Source organism: Streptomyces sp. DH10 (assembly GCF_029813805.1).
GTDB lineage: Bacteria > Actinomycetota > Actinomycetes > Streptomycetales > Streptomycetaceae > Streptomyces > Streptomyces coeruleofuscus.
In genome coordinates this window covers 45,735-58,763 of the sequence record NZ_JARVKU010000032.1, presented here as the reverse complement: position 1 = coordinate 58,763, position 13,029 = coordinate 45,735, and the positions used below count along the sequence as shown (strand labels likewise).

Below are 13,029 nucleotides of genomic sequence, written 5' to 3'. Positions count from 1 at the left end.
CGAGTCGAGCCCCTCCCGGGATCATCCGGGAGGGGCTCGACTCGTCCGGTGCGGACACGCCCTAGGCGGGGCGCAGTGCCGGCGGGTCGTCCGTGGTCGCTCGCGTGGTCCCCCGGGACGCCGAGGGGCGCGGACCCGGGGTGCGGTTGCGGAGCAGTCTGCGCCACTGTTCCGCGCTGTAAGGGGCCGGTTCCGTCGTGGCGATGAAGTCGCGCAGGACGCGTTCGAAGCGCTGGGGGTCGGTGCGGAAGGGGAAGTGACCGGCGTCCTCGAAGATCTCCAGGCGGCTGCCGGGCATCGCCACATGGCCGAGACCCGCGTGCGTGGCCGGCACCACCTGGTCCCGGCCGCCCCACACCAGCATCGTGGGCATGCCCTGGGCGAGGTAGCAGCGGTCGAGCATCGTGCCGACCTGGCCCCGCCAGTCGACCACGGCCCGCAGCGTGCGGATGAAGGCGCTGCGCGAGGTGCCGTCGGGCAGGGCGTCCACCACCCGCAGCAGATCGGGGGCGTCCACGCCGAGACCGGTGTCGAGGAACCGCAGCGCCTTGACGGCCAGGCCCAGCTGGGTGCGCATGGTGGGCAGGCGCAGGGCCATCAGGAGCAGCTCGGCGCCGGGCAGGGAGGCCGCGCGCAGCAGCGGGGTCACCTGGTGGCTGATCCCGCCGGTGCCGACGAGCACCAGCCGCTCGCACCGCTCGGGGAACTGGTAGGCGAACTGCATCGCCACCGCGCCGCCCAGCGAATGCCCGACCAGCGTGACCCGTTCGACGCCGAGCACGCCGAGCAGGTCGCGCATGCCGTTGGCGTAGGCGGGCAGCGAGTAGTCGGCGCGCGGCTTGTCGGAGGCGCCGTGGCCGAGGAGGTCCGGGGCGATGACGCGGTAGCTGCGGGCGAGGCCCGGCATGACGTCGCGCCAGGTGTCGGAGGAGTCACCGATGCCGTGGATCAGCAGGATGGCCCGGCCCTTGCCGGCCATCCGGAAGGCACGTCGGTAGCCGTGCACCGTGCGGTGACGCAGCCGGATGGCGGAGCCGCCGCCGCGCTGCCCGGTACCGCTGCTTGGCGGGGTCATGATGGTCAGGCTCCCTCGGAGACGCGGTGGCGCCGTTCGCCCGGCCGCTCGCCGGGGCGCCGGAACGGGACGACGGGCCGGTGGTGGACGGTGGTCAGGTCCTTCTCGGTCACCCCGAGCGCGGCGAGGGTCAGCCAGGGCGTGACGGTGCCGGCCGCGCGCGAGGGCTTCGATGAGTCAGTCATGACGTGGCCTCTCGTCGATGGGGTGGTCGGTGGAGCCGGTGGCGGGAACGCCCGGGATCACGGCGTCGGGTGCCGCCACGCCGCGCGTGCCGCGCAGCCGGAGCAGGAGCAGGGAGGAGAACAGCCAGCGCCGCATCGCGCCCAGGTGGGCGGGGGAGCCGTGCACGTCGTCGAAGACCTTGAAGCGCACGTCCGGCACCGAACGGCGGAGCAGTGCCTGTTCGCGGGACGGGATGATCTCGTCCCGGCTGCTGGCCACGTACCGGACGGGCACGCGCACCCGGCGCAGTTCCTGCGGGGTGAGGGCGAACTCGGGGAGCAGGGAGCGCAGTTCGCCGACGGTGGCGGCGCCGGTGAGCCGGCGCAGCGTGTCCGCGGTGATGCCCGGGACCCGCGGCCACCAGCTCTCGTCGGCGAAGAAGTCGGCCACCGGCGCGCCCACGGTGAGGACCCGGGAGACGCGCGGGTCGTGCGCGGCGGCGCGCAGGGCGAGATGGCCGCTGAAACTGAGCGCGAGCGCCGAGGTGTCGGTGACCTTCGCCCGGCCGGCCAGCCGGTCCATGAGGAAGGTGAGCATGCGCCAGGAGTCGGGCGTGTAGCGCAGGGTGTTCTCGCCGACGCCCGGCAGTTCGGTGACGACCGTGGCGAAGCCCAGCTTGCGCAGCTTCGGCAGCAGCGGGGCCCACTGCTCCTTGACGCTCACGATGCCGCCCATGACGATCAGCAGCGGCCGGGGGCGGGCCTCGTCCAGCCCGGACGCCCAGCAGGCGAACGAGCCGCCGGCGTGCTCGAACTCCAGGCGCTCGATGCCCTGCTGCCCCTGGCGCCAGCGGTCGAAGGTCTCCACGCCCAGCCGCTGCGCCAGGACCCGGTCGTCGTCCGCGTGGTAGGGGAAGCGGGCGAGCGCGTAGTGCCGGCAGGCGTCCAGGAGGTCGCCGCGGGCCGCGGCCACCTTGCCCTCCGCCGTCCACACGGCGGCCCAGGAGGCGGGGTCGCCGGGCATGTCGTTGCCGATCCTGGCCAGGACCTCGGCGGCGTGCCGGGGGGACATGCCCTGGCCGCGGGCGTGCAGCCGGGCGAATTCCCCGAGCTCTTCCAGATGCTCCATGTCTTCACCGTCCAGGTCGGGTCAGTGGATGGCGCCGTCGGGGCGCCGTATGCCGTAGCCGAGGGCCCGGTCCACCGCGATGTGCGTGGTCCAGCCGAGGCCCGCGAGGAGCAGCGGCCGGGATGCCGTGAGGACGCCCGCCGCGAGGAGGGAGGCGGCCAGGCGGGGGTCGTGCAGGGTGTTGTAGAGGGGGACGGTGTCGGGGGAGAGGCGGCCCGGGCCGGAGGGCGGTGTCTTGGGCCGGTGCAGGAGCGCGATGTCGGGCGCGACGAGGGAGGTCCAGAAGGCCCAGCCCACGGCACCGCCGAGGGCGATGCCCGTACCGAAGGCGGCGGCGCCGGTGGCGGCGCTCAGCACCCGCCCGGGGGTGCTGCGCCAGGTCCAGGCGTCCCGGGGGGCGGCCGGGGCCGGGGCCGGTTCGGGGGCGGTGGTGCGGACAGTGGGCGGCAGGGCCCGGAGATCTGCTTTCATACGGCGTCTCCTCTCGCGATCGAGCCGTACGACACGCGTCCGAGTGTTCTCGCGGGTGCTTGCGGCCCGCTTGTACGAACCGGAACCGCCCGGCCTCGTGCCGAGGGCCTGCCCGGCGGATTCCCGTCGTCCGCCCGGAGGGCGGGAATCCGTCGGACAGGCCCTCGGGCGTGTCCGCAACGTCCCGCCTGCTTCGCGGCGTCCGGGCGGACGGCGGGACTTTACGGACAGGCCCTCGGCGGTCGCCCGTCACCACCACTCGTCCGGCCCGGTCTCCTCCGGCTCGTCGTCGCCGAGTACCTCGGCGAGCGCGGCGACGATGCCCGCGTCGAGGGCCGTGCCGGCGGACGTGTCGGCCGTGCCGCCGAAGCCGGCGTCGCTCACCGCCACGCTGACGACGTAGTCGGCGCCGACCTCGTAGGTGCGGAACGTCCACTCGCCCTCCGAGCCCGGCTCGCCGTCCGGTTGCAGCACGTCGCTGGGGGTGCCGTCCGGGCGGAAGCCGAAGTCGGTGAAGCGGAACTGCATGCCGAGCCCGATCGCCTTGCTGTAGGCCTCCTTGAGCGTCCACAGCCGCACCAGTGCCGGATTGCGCTCCTCCTCCGGCATCGCCTCGATCCGCTCGACCTCGTGCGGTGTGCACATGTGACGGCCGAGGCCGGGCCCGTAGAGCCTGCGGTCGGCGCGCTCGGCGTCCACGCCGATCACCCCGCCGGTGGCCAGCCCCACCACGAGCAGTTCGTCGGTGTGGCTGAGGCTGATGTGTACTCCGTCGTAGCCGCGCAGATACGGCCGTCCGGTGTGGGTGTAGCCCAGCTCCACGGACGGCGGCGGCACATCGAGCGCCGCCGCGGCCGCGAACTTCAGCAGCACCCGGGACGAGGCGAACCTGGTGCGCACATCGGGGTGCGTCAGCTCCAGGAACCGTGCCCAGTCGCGGCCCAGCAGGGCGCGCAGCCGCGGCCCTCCCGCCCGCTCCGGACGCCAGTCGTCCAGGCGGGCGTAGAGGATGGCGGCCGCGTGCCGGTCCAGGTCAGCGCGGACTGCGCTCCAGTCCCCGCCGGGGCCGGTGATCACGATCGGCTCCCCCAGGGTCCGGGGTGGTGACTTGCTCCCTGGAGCCGTCATCGAAGGCCTCCATGGTGTGGTGGAGATCGGTGAGCAGGTCGGCGGCGGCCCCGCCGTCGATCACTCGGTGGTCGAAGGTGAGGCCGAGTCGCATGACGGGGGCGGCGGCCACGGTGCCGTCCGCGCGGACCACGGCCCGCTGGACGACCCGCCCCGCGCACAGCGTGACGGCGGTCCCGCCCGCCGAGTGGAACCCGTCGACCGCGCCGTGCCCGAGCGAGCTGACCGAGACGGTGCCGAAGACGCCGGGCCGCTTGCGCGGGTCGCGCAGCGCCGCGGCGAACGCGGCCCGGCCCAGCGCCAGCGGCAGCCGCCCCAGCATCCGTACGCCCTTGAACTCCGGCAGGTCGGCCGCCTCCGGGCCGCGGTAGCGGTCGACCTGCTGCTGGATCTCGCGCAGTCCGGCCCGTTCCAGGCCCGGCACGAGCGCGGACAGCACCGCGCGTTCGCCCTCGACGGGCCGGTCCAGGGCCAGCTTCGCGGTGACCGAGCCGAACCGGACGATCCGGGGCGCGCGCAGCAGCCCGGGCCAGCCGGGGGCCATCACCGCGTTGGCCTCGGGATGCCGGTCCAGGACCCGGCCCGCCGCGTGCAGCAGGTAAGTGACGTAGGAGTAGCGCAGGCCGCGCTCCCGGGCCGCGGCGCGGTGCTCCTGGATCCGCGTCATGTCGATGTCGGTGTCCAGGTGCACCGGGCGCTGTCCGGCGGCCCACTCCAGGAAGAACAGGGTGTGCCGTCGTCGCCGCTCGACCACGGTGCTCGCCCCGCCGGCCGCGGCCCCGCTCACGCCGGCACCGCCAGGTCGTAGATCCCCTTCAGGCTCCTGGCCTCCAGGACCTTGCCGACGGGCACCTTGTGACCGGTGGCCAGCTCCAGGGCCGTCACCAGTTTCAGGAGGTAGAGGGAGTCCCAGTCGGGAAGTTCGTCGAAGTCGGCCGCCACCTGCTCCGGCTCCAGGGGCATGCCGATCTCGTCCCGGACCAGGCGGACGAAGTCGTCGAGACCGAAGGTGCTCGTGCTGCTGCTCATATCTTCTCCAGGGCGAAACCGGCCTTGATCCACTTGCTGGACTCCACGGCGACGGCGAGGGCCTTCTGACCGGCCGCCATCTCCTCGAGGAGCTTCTCGATCTGAAGGAACGGCAGGGCGTTGCCGTTGTTGCCGGTGTCGGCGACGCAGGACACCTCGCGCGCCGTCGGCACCCCGAGCTGCTCGGCGATCAACCGCGTCATCCGGCCGGACAGCTGGGGCGGCAGCAGGAAGTCCAGGTCGTCGGCGTCCCAGTCGAGTTCGCCGAGGAGCTCCCAGAGGATCTCCACGGCCATCACCGGGACGCCCTCCTCGATGGCCTTGTAGTCCTCGGTGAGCGCCTGCCGGTCGTCGTGCCGGTCGGCGAGCCCGAACCACTCGATGACCTGGCCGGGCTTGCGGCCCAGGCCCGTGAACCGGTTGAGGACGTGCCGCACCGCGACCCGCTGCCCGGCCGGCTCGGAGGTGAGCACGGCGGCACCGGCGCCGTCGCCGAACAGCACGAAGTTGACCAGGTCGCTGGGTGCCGCGCCGGACAGGTCGCGCTGGACGTCGAGGTGCTTGCTGCACACGTCGCCGCCGATGACCAGCCCGGTGCGGTACTGCCCGGACGCGATCATGGTCTGGGCGACGCTGAGGGCCTGCACGGCGCCCGCGCACCCCGACTGGAGCTGGAAGGTGGGCACCTGGTCGAGGCCGAGCTGGTCCGCGACGTTGTTGACGGTGGCCGGCATCAGGGTGTCGGGCGTGGCCGTGCCGAGCACGATGAAGTCGATGGCGGAGGCGTCCACGCCGTCGGCGGCGAGGGCCTTCTCGGCGGCCTTCGCGCACAGGTCGGCCAGCGACCAGCGGACCTCGCCGGTGGCCAGGTCGCGTGCGAAGTGCCGGGTCCTGGTGCCGATGAAGACCTCGATCCACTCCTCGTTCACACCGAGCACCTTGGCGAGCGCGGTGTTGTCCACCGGGTCGCCGGGCAGGGCGGTGCCGATGGACGCGAGGTACGCGGTCGGGGCGGTCTGTTCCTGGGTCATGCCGTCCTCTCTTCCTGGCCGGGGGCGGCGGCGCCGATCTCGTGGAGGAAGCCGACGAGGTCTCCGACGGTGGAGAGCCTGGGCAGCAGGTCCTGGACGGTCAGCTCGCCGAGTCCGGTGAGCCGTTGCTCCAGGCGGTTCTTGAGTTCCATGACCATCACCGAGTCGAAGCCGAGGTCTTCGTAGAGCCGTAGCTCGGAGGTGAGTTCCTCCGGCTGGTAGCCGCCGACGGCGCCGACGACCTCGTACGCGGCCCGGGCCACCGGCCCCTCGGCCCGGCCGCGCGCGACGTCGAGCACGGCGACCGCGGTGGCCTGCGGCTCCGGCCGCTCGGACGCCGGCTCCTGCGCGGAGGCGACCGGGCGCAGCGCCGGCTCCGCGCGGGCGGCCGGTGCGCCGCCGAGGGCCGGGGTGCGGGCGGCCCAGTAGCGGTGCTGGTCGGAGAAGGCGTACGGGGCCAGCGGCAGCGGCACCCGGTCGCGCTCCTCGTACACCGCGTCCCAGTGCGGGTCGACGCCGCCGCGGTACAGCTCGGCGAGCGCGTCGGCCAGTTCGCGGCCGCCCGCCCCCTCGGCGGGCACCGGGTGGACGTGCGCGGGCCCGGACGCGGTGCGGGCACCGCCGAGGGTGCGCAGCATCCCGGAGAGCACGGGCCGCGGCCCGATCTCCACCACGTGGCTCGCGCCGTCGTCGAGGAGGGCGAGCGAGGCGTCGGCGAACAGCACCGGCGCGCTGATGTGCTCGGTCCAGTAGGCGGCGTCCATCGCCTCGCCCGCCTCCGCGTCGAGCAGGCGGCCGCGCACCGTCGAGTACACCGGGATGCGCGGCACCCCGCCGCCGGCCTCCCCGGCCAGCGCCGCGAAACGTTCCAGCATCGGTTCCATGAGCGGCGAGTGGAAGGCGTGCGACACCTGAAGCCCGCGCGTGCGCACCCCCTGCGCCGCCAGTTCCCCCTCGATGCGCTCCAGCACGGCCAGGTCACCGGAGAGGACCGTGGCCAGCGGCCCGTTGACCGCCGCCACGCCCGCGAGCGGCTCGCCGGCCACCCGCTCCTCGAGCGTCTCGCGCGCGGCCCGCACCGCCAGCATGCCGCCGCCGGCGGGCAGTTCCTGCATCAGCGCGCCCCGGGCCGCGATCAGCCGGGCCGCGGCATCGAGCGGCAGCGCCTCGGCCAGCACGGCCGCCGCGTACTCGCCGACGCTGTGCCCCAGCAGCACGTCCGGGCGTACGCCCAGCTCGGCCAGGGTGCGGCCGAGGGCGTACTCGACGGCGAACAGGGCGGGCTGCGTCCACCGGGTCAGATGGACGTCCTCGTCCCCGCCGAGCACCAGGTCGCGCACGGAGCGGCCGGTGTGCGGCAGCAGCGCGGCGTCGGCCTCGTCGAGGAAGGACCGGTACAGCGCGGAGTCCCGGTACAGCCCCGCCGTCATCGCCGGGTACTGCGAACCCTGCCCGGTGTACAGGAACGCGGTGCGGGCCCGGCCCGTGGGCGCCGCCGCGAGCCGCGCGAGCAGGTCCGGGTCGTCGGCGGCCGCCCGCAGCCGGGCCACCAGCTCGGCCGGCTCCGACGCGCCGACCGCGAACCGGTAACGGTGACCGGTCTTGACCTGGTTGCTGTTCCACGCCAGCGCGCCCACGGGCACCCGGCGCCGCTCGGCCGCCTCCGCCTGGGCCAGCAGGTTGCGGCGCAGGGCGGGCACGGCGGGCGCGGTGAGCGTGAACAGGGCCGCGCCGATGCCGGCGGGCGCGGCCGACGGCTGCTCCTGGGGCCGGGCCTTGGGGCGGGCCGCCGCTGGGGGCGCGCTCTCCAGCACGGCGTGTGCGTTCGTGCCGCCCATGCCGAAGCTGCTGAGCCCGGCGACGACACCGTCGGCGGGCAGCCGCAGCGGCGCCTTCAGCAGACGTATGCCGTGCTCGCGCAGCTTCAGGCCCGGGTTCTCCTTGGCCGCGAACCGGCTCGCCGGCACCACCCGGTTGTGCAGTGACAGCGCCACCTTGATCAGGCCCGCGATGCCCGCGGCGCCCTCCGTGTGACCGAGGTTGCCCTTCACCGAGCCCAGCGCCAGCGGCTTGCCGGTGCGGGCCGCGTGGTGGTGGCCCAGGGCCCTGATCTCCATCATGTCGCCGAGCGCGGTGCCCGTGCCGTGTCCCTCGGTGAAGGTCACCTCGGACGGTTCGATGCCCGCCCTGCGGTAGGCGGCGGCCAGCACGTCCTGCTGCGCCCAGCGGTTGGGCGCGGTGATGCCGTTGCTGCGCCCGTCCTGGTTGACGGCCGTGCCGCGGATCACCGCGTACACCCGCTGCCCGTCGGCCAGGGCGTCCTTCAGCCGGCGCAGCACCACCACGCCGACGCCCTCGCCGCGCCCGATGCCGTCGGCCTCGGAACTGAACGGCTTGCAGCGGCCGTCGGGCGCCGACAGGCCCGCCTGCGTGTAGAAGATGGACAGAGCCGGGGTGAGGGCGACGTTGACGCCCCCCGCGAGCGCGACGTCGCACTCCTCGGACAGCAGGGCGTTCGCCGCCAGGTGCACGGCGACCAGCGAGGACGAACAGGCCGTGTCGACCGCGAGGGACGGGCCCTTGAGGTCGAGGTGGTACGAGATCCGGTTGGCGGTCATGCAGTAGCCGTTGCCGGAGCCGATCTGCGCGGTGACGTTGTCGTAGTCCGTCAGGTGCAGCTGTGCCCACTCGTTGCCCATGATGCCGACGAAGACACCCGTGGACGAACCGGCCAGCCGCTGCGGGGCGAGGCCCGCGTCCTCCACGGCCCGCCAGGAGCACTGCAACAGCAGCCGCTGCTGCGGGTCCATGGCCGCGGCCTCGCGCGGCGAGATGGTGAAGAACTCGTTGTCGAAGGCGTCGGGGTCGGAGACGAAACCGCCCTCGGTGGTGTTCGTACGTCCCGGCGCCCCGGCCGGCGAGTGGAACTCCTTGGCGTCCCACCGCAGCCGGGGCACCTCCCCCACACCGTCCCCGGAGCGCATCAGCAGGTCCCAGAAGGCGCGCGTGTCCGGCGCCCCCGGGAACCTGCAGTCGATGCCGACGATGGCGATGGGCTCCATCAGCGCGCGCCGCCTTCCACGGCGGCGAACTGCTCCAGCAGGTGGTCGGCGAGCGCCTGCACCGTCGGGTAGTCCCAGGCGGCGGTGGGCTCCAGGACGAAGTCGAAGTCCTCCTCGATGTCGCCGCACAGGCTGAACGCGGCCACCGAGTCCAGGCCGTACTCGGCGAGCGGGACGACCGGGTCGATCTCGGCCGGCTGCCGCTTGAGGTACAGGGCGATGCGCTCGGCCAGCCACGTGGTGAGCGACTCACGGGTGTGTCCGGTGGTCGAAGCGGGCATGGTGCACTCCTCGGCGAGGGTAGGGCGGCGGTGACGCCGGTGGTGAAATCGGCAGTGAGCGGCTCGTGACGGCGGTTCGGCGGGGCCGGTCAGCCGGCCAGCGGTGTGTCGTAGAGGTCGAAGCTCCTGCGCTCGCGGAACCTGCGCAGCACTTCCTCGTGCACCCCGGCGTCGACGGACGCCGGGAGGTCCGGGGGCTGCTGGCCCAGGCGCCGCGCCAGGCGGTGCAGTACGGCGGCCAGCCAGCCGGGATCGGCCAGGAACGGGTCGTCGCCGCCGCGGGCCTGCTGCCACACTCCGATCACGGAGGCGGCGGCCAGCAGCACCGCGTAGCGGTCGGCGAGCGCGAAGGTGCCCGGGCTCGCCAGGGCGGTGCGGTTCTCCGGCGTGAGCGCCAGCGAGGACTCCTGGAGCTGACGCAGCTCGTCCATCATCTTCAGCGCCATGGCGTGCACCGCGCGCTCCTCGGGCGAGGAGCTGGGCAGTTCGTCCACCGAGGCGACGAGGGACGCGCTCAGACTGTCCTTGCCGCTGGCCAGGGTGAGCCGGCCGAAGGGCAGGGCGGGCAGGTCCTCGCGCGGCCGGAACAGCGCGTCGGGGGCCTTGTCCCCGGTGAACCAGGACCGCCGGGCGAGCCGGGCCAGCTGCGGGATGATCGTGGCCTGGCAGGCGGCCGAACCGGCGTGCCCGAGGCTGAGCACCGGCAGGTCCCTGATGTGCTTCTGGAAGATGCCGAACTCGCCCTCACGGACGTAGAAGCGGGCCCCCAGCACGATCGACAGGTCGTGCATGGTCTCCGTGAGCATCTTCGGCACCAGGTACTTGGTGGCCGCGGCGTAGACGCTCGTCTCCTCCGGCAGCAGATGCACCGCCCGGGTCGCGGTGAGCGAGAGGCTGTCGCAGATCAGCAGGTCCAGGAAGGCACCCGACAGCGTGGCCTTCGCGTGCGGGATGTCCATCACGGACTTGCGGTATAGCTCGCGGCCGAGCGCGAACCTGACCACCGTGCGCAGACTGGTGTCGGCCGCGCCGAGCGCCATCCCGGGCACCGCGCTGCGGGTGATCTGGAAGGCCCGCAGGGCGAGTTCGACGCCCTGGCCGCTCGCGCCGACCAGCGCGTCGGCCGGCACCGGCGTGTTGTCGAAGTGCAGCCCCGACAGATGGCAGCCCCGCACACCGACCGCGTCGTACCGGGGCAGCACCCGGTAGCTGTCCGCGTCGAGACCGGCCCGCTCGGCGAACAGCACCGAGTGGCTGCGGCTGCCGGGCGCCGGGCTGGTACGGCTGAACAGCACCCAGGCGTCGGCCCGGTCGGCGTTGTTGATGACCTGCTTCTCGCCGTTGAGGAGGTAACCGCCCTCCGGCGCGGGCCGGGCCTCGAACTCGTTGCGCACGAAGTCGTTGCCGTGCGCCAGTTCGTGGTAGGCGACCGAGACCTTGCCGCCGCCGAGCATGATGCGGGCGAGCCGCTCACGCTGCTCCGCCGAGCCGGCGGTCCACACGTTGACGCCCGCCATGAACGACGTGACGCCGTAGCCGAGCCCCAGGGCGACGTCCCGGCGGAACACCTGGCGCATCACCCGCACCAGGGAGTCGATCCGCTCCAGGCTGCCGCCGTGCTCGCGCGGCACGAAATCGGCGTTGAGGACCACGTCGTCCAGGACGCGCTCACCGGCCGCGGACAGCTCACCGGCCTCGTCGGCCTGGAGCAGCCGGGTGTACGAGAGGTCGTTGTCCTCGGCGGTCGGGTCGCCCAGACGCTTCTCCAGCTCGCCGACACGCGCGGCGACCTGGGCCTCCTGGTCGGTGGTGGGGGCTCCGTGCCCCTGGGGCGGGGAACCGGTCAGCATGACGTCCTCTCGTTCTCGCCGGCCGCGGTGGCGGCCCTGTCAGCGGTGGGCGCGGCCGCGTCCCGCTGCTCCAGCAGCGAGAACAGCCGTCCCTCGGCCCGTGCGGCCCGCACCTGGGCGAGCAGCTCCTCGTAGAACCCGGCGGGCTCGGCCCCCTGCGGGGCGTCCGGCTCGCCGAGGCGGGTCAGCACCCGGTCGAGCGCCCCGCGCAGCCACAGTCCGTCGCGCCACAGCGCGGCCGTGGCGCCCTCGCCGAGACGGTCCGCGCTCGCGGTCCACAGGCCCAGGCAGACGGCGCCGGCGTAGCAGAGCGTGTAGCGGCGGGCCGTCTCGAAGGCCTGCGGCGGGACGTCCGCCAGGACGTCCTGGTGGGTCTCCATCTCGGCGTGCACCTTGTCGGTGACCGCGAGCAGCCGCTGGGCCGCCGCGAGCACGGGCCGCAGCTCGGGCCGGTTCTCGGCCCGTCCGGCCAGCGCCTCGACGGAGCCGGGCAGCGAGGCCAGGACACCGCTGCCGCGCCGCGCCACGACGGACAGCCGGCCCGGGTCCAGCGGCGGCAGCGGCAGGCCCAGGTCGCAGGCCGCCGCGGCCCCCTCGGTGTCACCGTTGCCCCGGCGGTAGCCGCGCACCAGCGAACGGAACTGGTTGACCAGGGAGTTGAGGTTGACCAGCGTGTTGCCGTCGAACAGGCCCACGATGCGGTGGTCCCGCTCCAGCTTCTGGAACCGGCCGTGCGCGAACACGTCCTTGAGGAAGGCGCGGGCTCCCAGCAGCCGGGTCAGCTCGGCGAGCACGTCCTCCGTCCCCGAAGGCAGCAGGTACTTGGTGACCGCGGCGGTCAGGCTCATCTCCGCGGTCTGCGTGTGCACCGCCCGCGAGGCGAACAGCGCCAGCGCCTCGTGCAGCAGCAGGTCGGCGGCGGCCGTGCCCAGGGTCGCCCGGGCCTTCGGCAGGTCGATCAGCCGCCGCCCGTACAGCTCCCGCCGCTCGGCGAAGTCCAGGCCGATGCGCAGCCCGTGGTCGCCCGCGCCGAGCGACAGCGCCGCACACAGCGTGCGGGTCAGCTGAAGGGCCTTGATGACGGTCTCGACGCCGCCGCCCTCCGCGCCGACCAGCGCGTGCCGGGGCACCCGCGCCCCGTCGAAGGCGATCCCGGAGATGTCGGCGCCCCGGATGCCGTGCGTGGGCACCTTGGGCAGATGCCGGTACGTCTCCTCGTCCAGCTCCCGCTTGTCGACCAGCAGGACGCTGAAGCCGCGCGGGCCGCCCGCCGGGTCCGTGCGGGTGAGCAGGGACAGGACACTGCCGCGGGTCGCGTTGTTGATGAGCCACTTCTCGCCGCTCACCAGCCAGCCCCCGGCGGGCGCCCCGGACGCCGTGCCGCCGCTCACCTCGCCGGCCAGCAGGTCACTGCCGTGCGCCCGTTCGGTCAGGCCCAGGGAGACCGGCACCCCGGCCCGGATGTCCGCGCCGAGCCGTTCGGCCTGCTCCGCGCTGCCCGCCACCCAGACGCACACGCCGCCCAGGTAGGTCTTGCCGTGCCCGATCGCGGTCGTCAGGTCGCGCCGGGCGACGACCCGGATGAGCTGGAGCAGCTGCTCGTAGTCGTGGAGCCGTCCGCCGTGCTGAACCGGCACGTAGTAGTCGGCAAGGCCCCACTCCTCCAGGTGGCGGCAGATGTCCGCCGGGAACTCCTCCCTGTCGTCGAGCTCGACGCTGCGCGCGTAGGAGAAGGTCACCTGCGGGTCGTTCGGGTCCCCGAGGAAACGGTCCAGCTCCCCGGCCAGTCGGTACGGCGGATGCTCCATG

The 13,029-nt window shown here is 73.9% G+C and carries 12 protein-coding genes; all 12 read right to left on the bottom strand.

Annotated features, from left to right (window positions below; genetic code table 11):
* Positions 1-61: 61 nt before the first annotated feature.
* The 12 genes from QC385_RS40035 to QC385_RS39980 all read right to left on the bottom strand — a co-directional run bounded on the left by QC385_RS40035 (position 62) and on the right by QC385_RS39980 (position 13,028).
* On the bottom strand, positions 62-1,075 hold the full coding sequence (locus tag QC385_RS40035) for an alpha/beta fold hydrolase (protein ID WP_279546330.1): 1,014 nt from the start codon (positions 1,073-1,075) through the stop codon (positions 62-64).
* A 5-nt stretch (positions 1,076-1,080) separates the two neighbouring features.
* Entirely contained in the window at positions 1,081-1,260 is a 180-nt protein-coding gene (locus QC385_RS40030; RefSeq protein ID WP_279546329.1) for a hypothetical protein, read from the bottom strand.
* Positions 1,253-2,368 (bottom strand): alpha/beta hydrolase, encoded by a 1,116-nt coding sequence (locus tag QC385_RS40025; protein WP_279546328.1) that lies wholly within the window; start codon positions 2,366-2,368, stop codon positions 1,253-1,255. The genes QC385_RS40030 and QC385_RS40025 overlap by 8 nt, the downstream gene beginning before the upstream one ends.
* A 21-nt stretch (positions 2,369-2,389) precedes the next feature.
* Positions 2,390-2,839: a DUF4260 family protein gene (locus QC385_RS40020; RefSeq protein WP_279546327.1), complete on the bottom strand. Its 450-nt coding sequence runs from the start codon at positions 2,837-2,839 to the stop codon at positions 2,390-2,392.
* 249 nt (positions 2,840-3,088) lie between these two features.
* Positions 3,089-3,967, bottom strand: a complete 879-nt coding sequence (locus QC385_RS40015; RefSeq protein WP_443033105.1) for a 4'-phosphopantetheinyl transferase family protein — start codon at positions 3,965-3,967, stop codon at positions 3,089-3,091.
* Positions 3,873-4,754: a 2-oxo acid dehydrogenase subunit E2 gene (locus QC385_RS40010; protein ID WP_279546326.1), complete on the bottom strand. Its 882-nt coding sequence runs from the start codon at positions 4,752-4,754 to the stop codon at positions 3,873-3,875. Before QC385_RS40010 ends, QC385_RS40015 begins: the two co-directional genes overlap by 95 nt.
* Positions 4,751-4,996: a phosphopantetheine-binding protein gene (locus QC385_RS40005; protein WP_086851943.1), complete on the bottom strand. Its 246-nt coding sequence runs from the start codon at positions 4,994-4,996 to the stop codon at positions 4,751-4,753. Before QC385_RS40005 ends, QC385_RS40010 begins: the two co-directional genes overlap by 4 nt.
* Complete coding sequence (locus QC385_RS40000; RefSeq protein WP_279546324.1) at positions 4,993-6,027, bottom strand: 3-oxoacyl-ACP synthase III family protein; 1,035 nt, start codon at positions 6,025-6,027, stop codon at positions 4,993-4,995. The genes QC385_RS40005 and QC385_RS40000 overlap by 4 nt, the downstream gene beginning before the upstream one ends.
* On the bottom strand, positions 6,024-9,089 hold the full coding sequence (locus QC385_RS39995) for a type I polyketide synthase (protein ID WP_279546323.1): 3,066 nt from the start codon (positions 9,087-9,089) through the stop codon (positions 6,024-6,026). Before QC385_RS39995 ends, QC385_RS40000 begins: the two co-directional genes overlap by 4 nt.
* On the bottom strand, positions 9,089-9,370 hold the full coding sequence (locus QC385_RS39990) for a phosphopantetheine-binding protein (RefSeq protein WP_086845001.1): 282 nt from the start codon (positions 9,368-9,370) through the stop codon (positions 9,089-9,091). The genes QC385_RS39995 and QC385_RS39990 overlap by 1 nt, the downstream gene beginning before the upstream one ends.
* A gap of 89 nt (positions 9,371-9,459) precedes the next feature.
* Positions 9,460-11,220: an acyl-CoA dehydrogenase gene (locus tag QC385_RS39985; protein WP_279546322.1), complete on the bottom strand. Its 1,761-nt coding sequence runs from the start codon at positions 11,218-11,220 to the stop codon at positions 9,460-9,462.
* Positions 11,214-13,028: an acyl-CoA dehydrogenase family protein gene (locus tag QC385_RS39980; RefSeq protein ID WP_279546321.1), complete on the bottom strand. Its 1,815-nt coding sequence runs from the start codon at positions 13,026-13,028 to the stop codon at positions 11,214-11,216. The genes QC385_RS39985 and QC385_RS39980 overlap by 7 nt, the downstream gene beginning before the upstream one ends.
* Position 13,029 lies beyond the last annotated feature (1 nt).

Coding starts and splice junctions, on each gene's coding strand:
- QC385_RS40035 (WP_279546330.1), bottom strand. CDS start 1,075: ATGACCCCGCCAAGCAGCGGTACCGGGCAGCGCGGCGGCGGCTCCGCC.
- QC385_RS39980 (WP_279546321.1), bottom strand. CDS start 13,028: ATGGAGCATCCGCCGTACCGACTGGCCGGGGAGCTGGACCGTTTCCTC.
- QC385_RS39990 (WP_086845001.1), bottom strand. CDS start 9,370: ATGCCCGCTTCGACCACCGGACACACCCGTGAGTCGCTCACCACGTGG.
- QC385_RS40025 (WP_279546328.1), bottom strand. CDS start 2,368: ATGGAGCATCTGGAAGAGCTCGGGGAATTCGCCCGGCTGCACGCCCGC.
- QC385_RS39995 (WP_279546323.1), bottom strand. CDS start 9,089: ATGGAGCCCATCGCCATCGTCGGCATCGACTGCAGGTTCCCGGGGGCG.
- QC385_RS39985 (WP_279546322.1), bottom strand. CDS start 11,220: ATGCTGACCGGTTCCCCGCCCCAGGGGCACGGAGCCCCCACCACCGAC.
- QC385_RS40020 (WP_279546327.1), bottom strand. CDS start 2,839: ATGAAAGCAGATCTCCGGGCCCTGCCGCCCACTGTCCGCACCACCGCC.
- QC385_RS40015 (WP_443033105.1), bottom strand. CDS start 3,967: ATGACGGCTCCAGGGAGCAAGTCACCACCCCGGACCCTGGGGGAGCCG.
- QC385_RS40000 (WP_279546324.1), bottom strand. CDS start 6,027: ATGACCCAGGAACAGACCGCCCCGACCGCGTACCTCGCGTCCATCGGC.
- QC385_RS40030 (WP_279546329.1), bottom strand. CDS start 1,260: ATGACTGACTCATCGAAGCCCTCGCGCGCGGCCGGCACCGTCACGCCC.
- QC385_RS40005 (WP_086851943.1), bottom strand. CDS start 4,996: ATGAGCAGCAGCACGAGCACCTTCGGTCTCGACGACTTCGTCCGCCTG.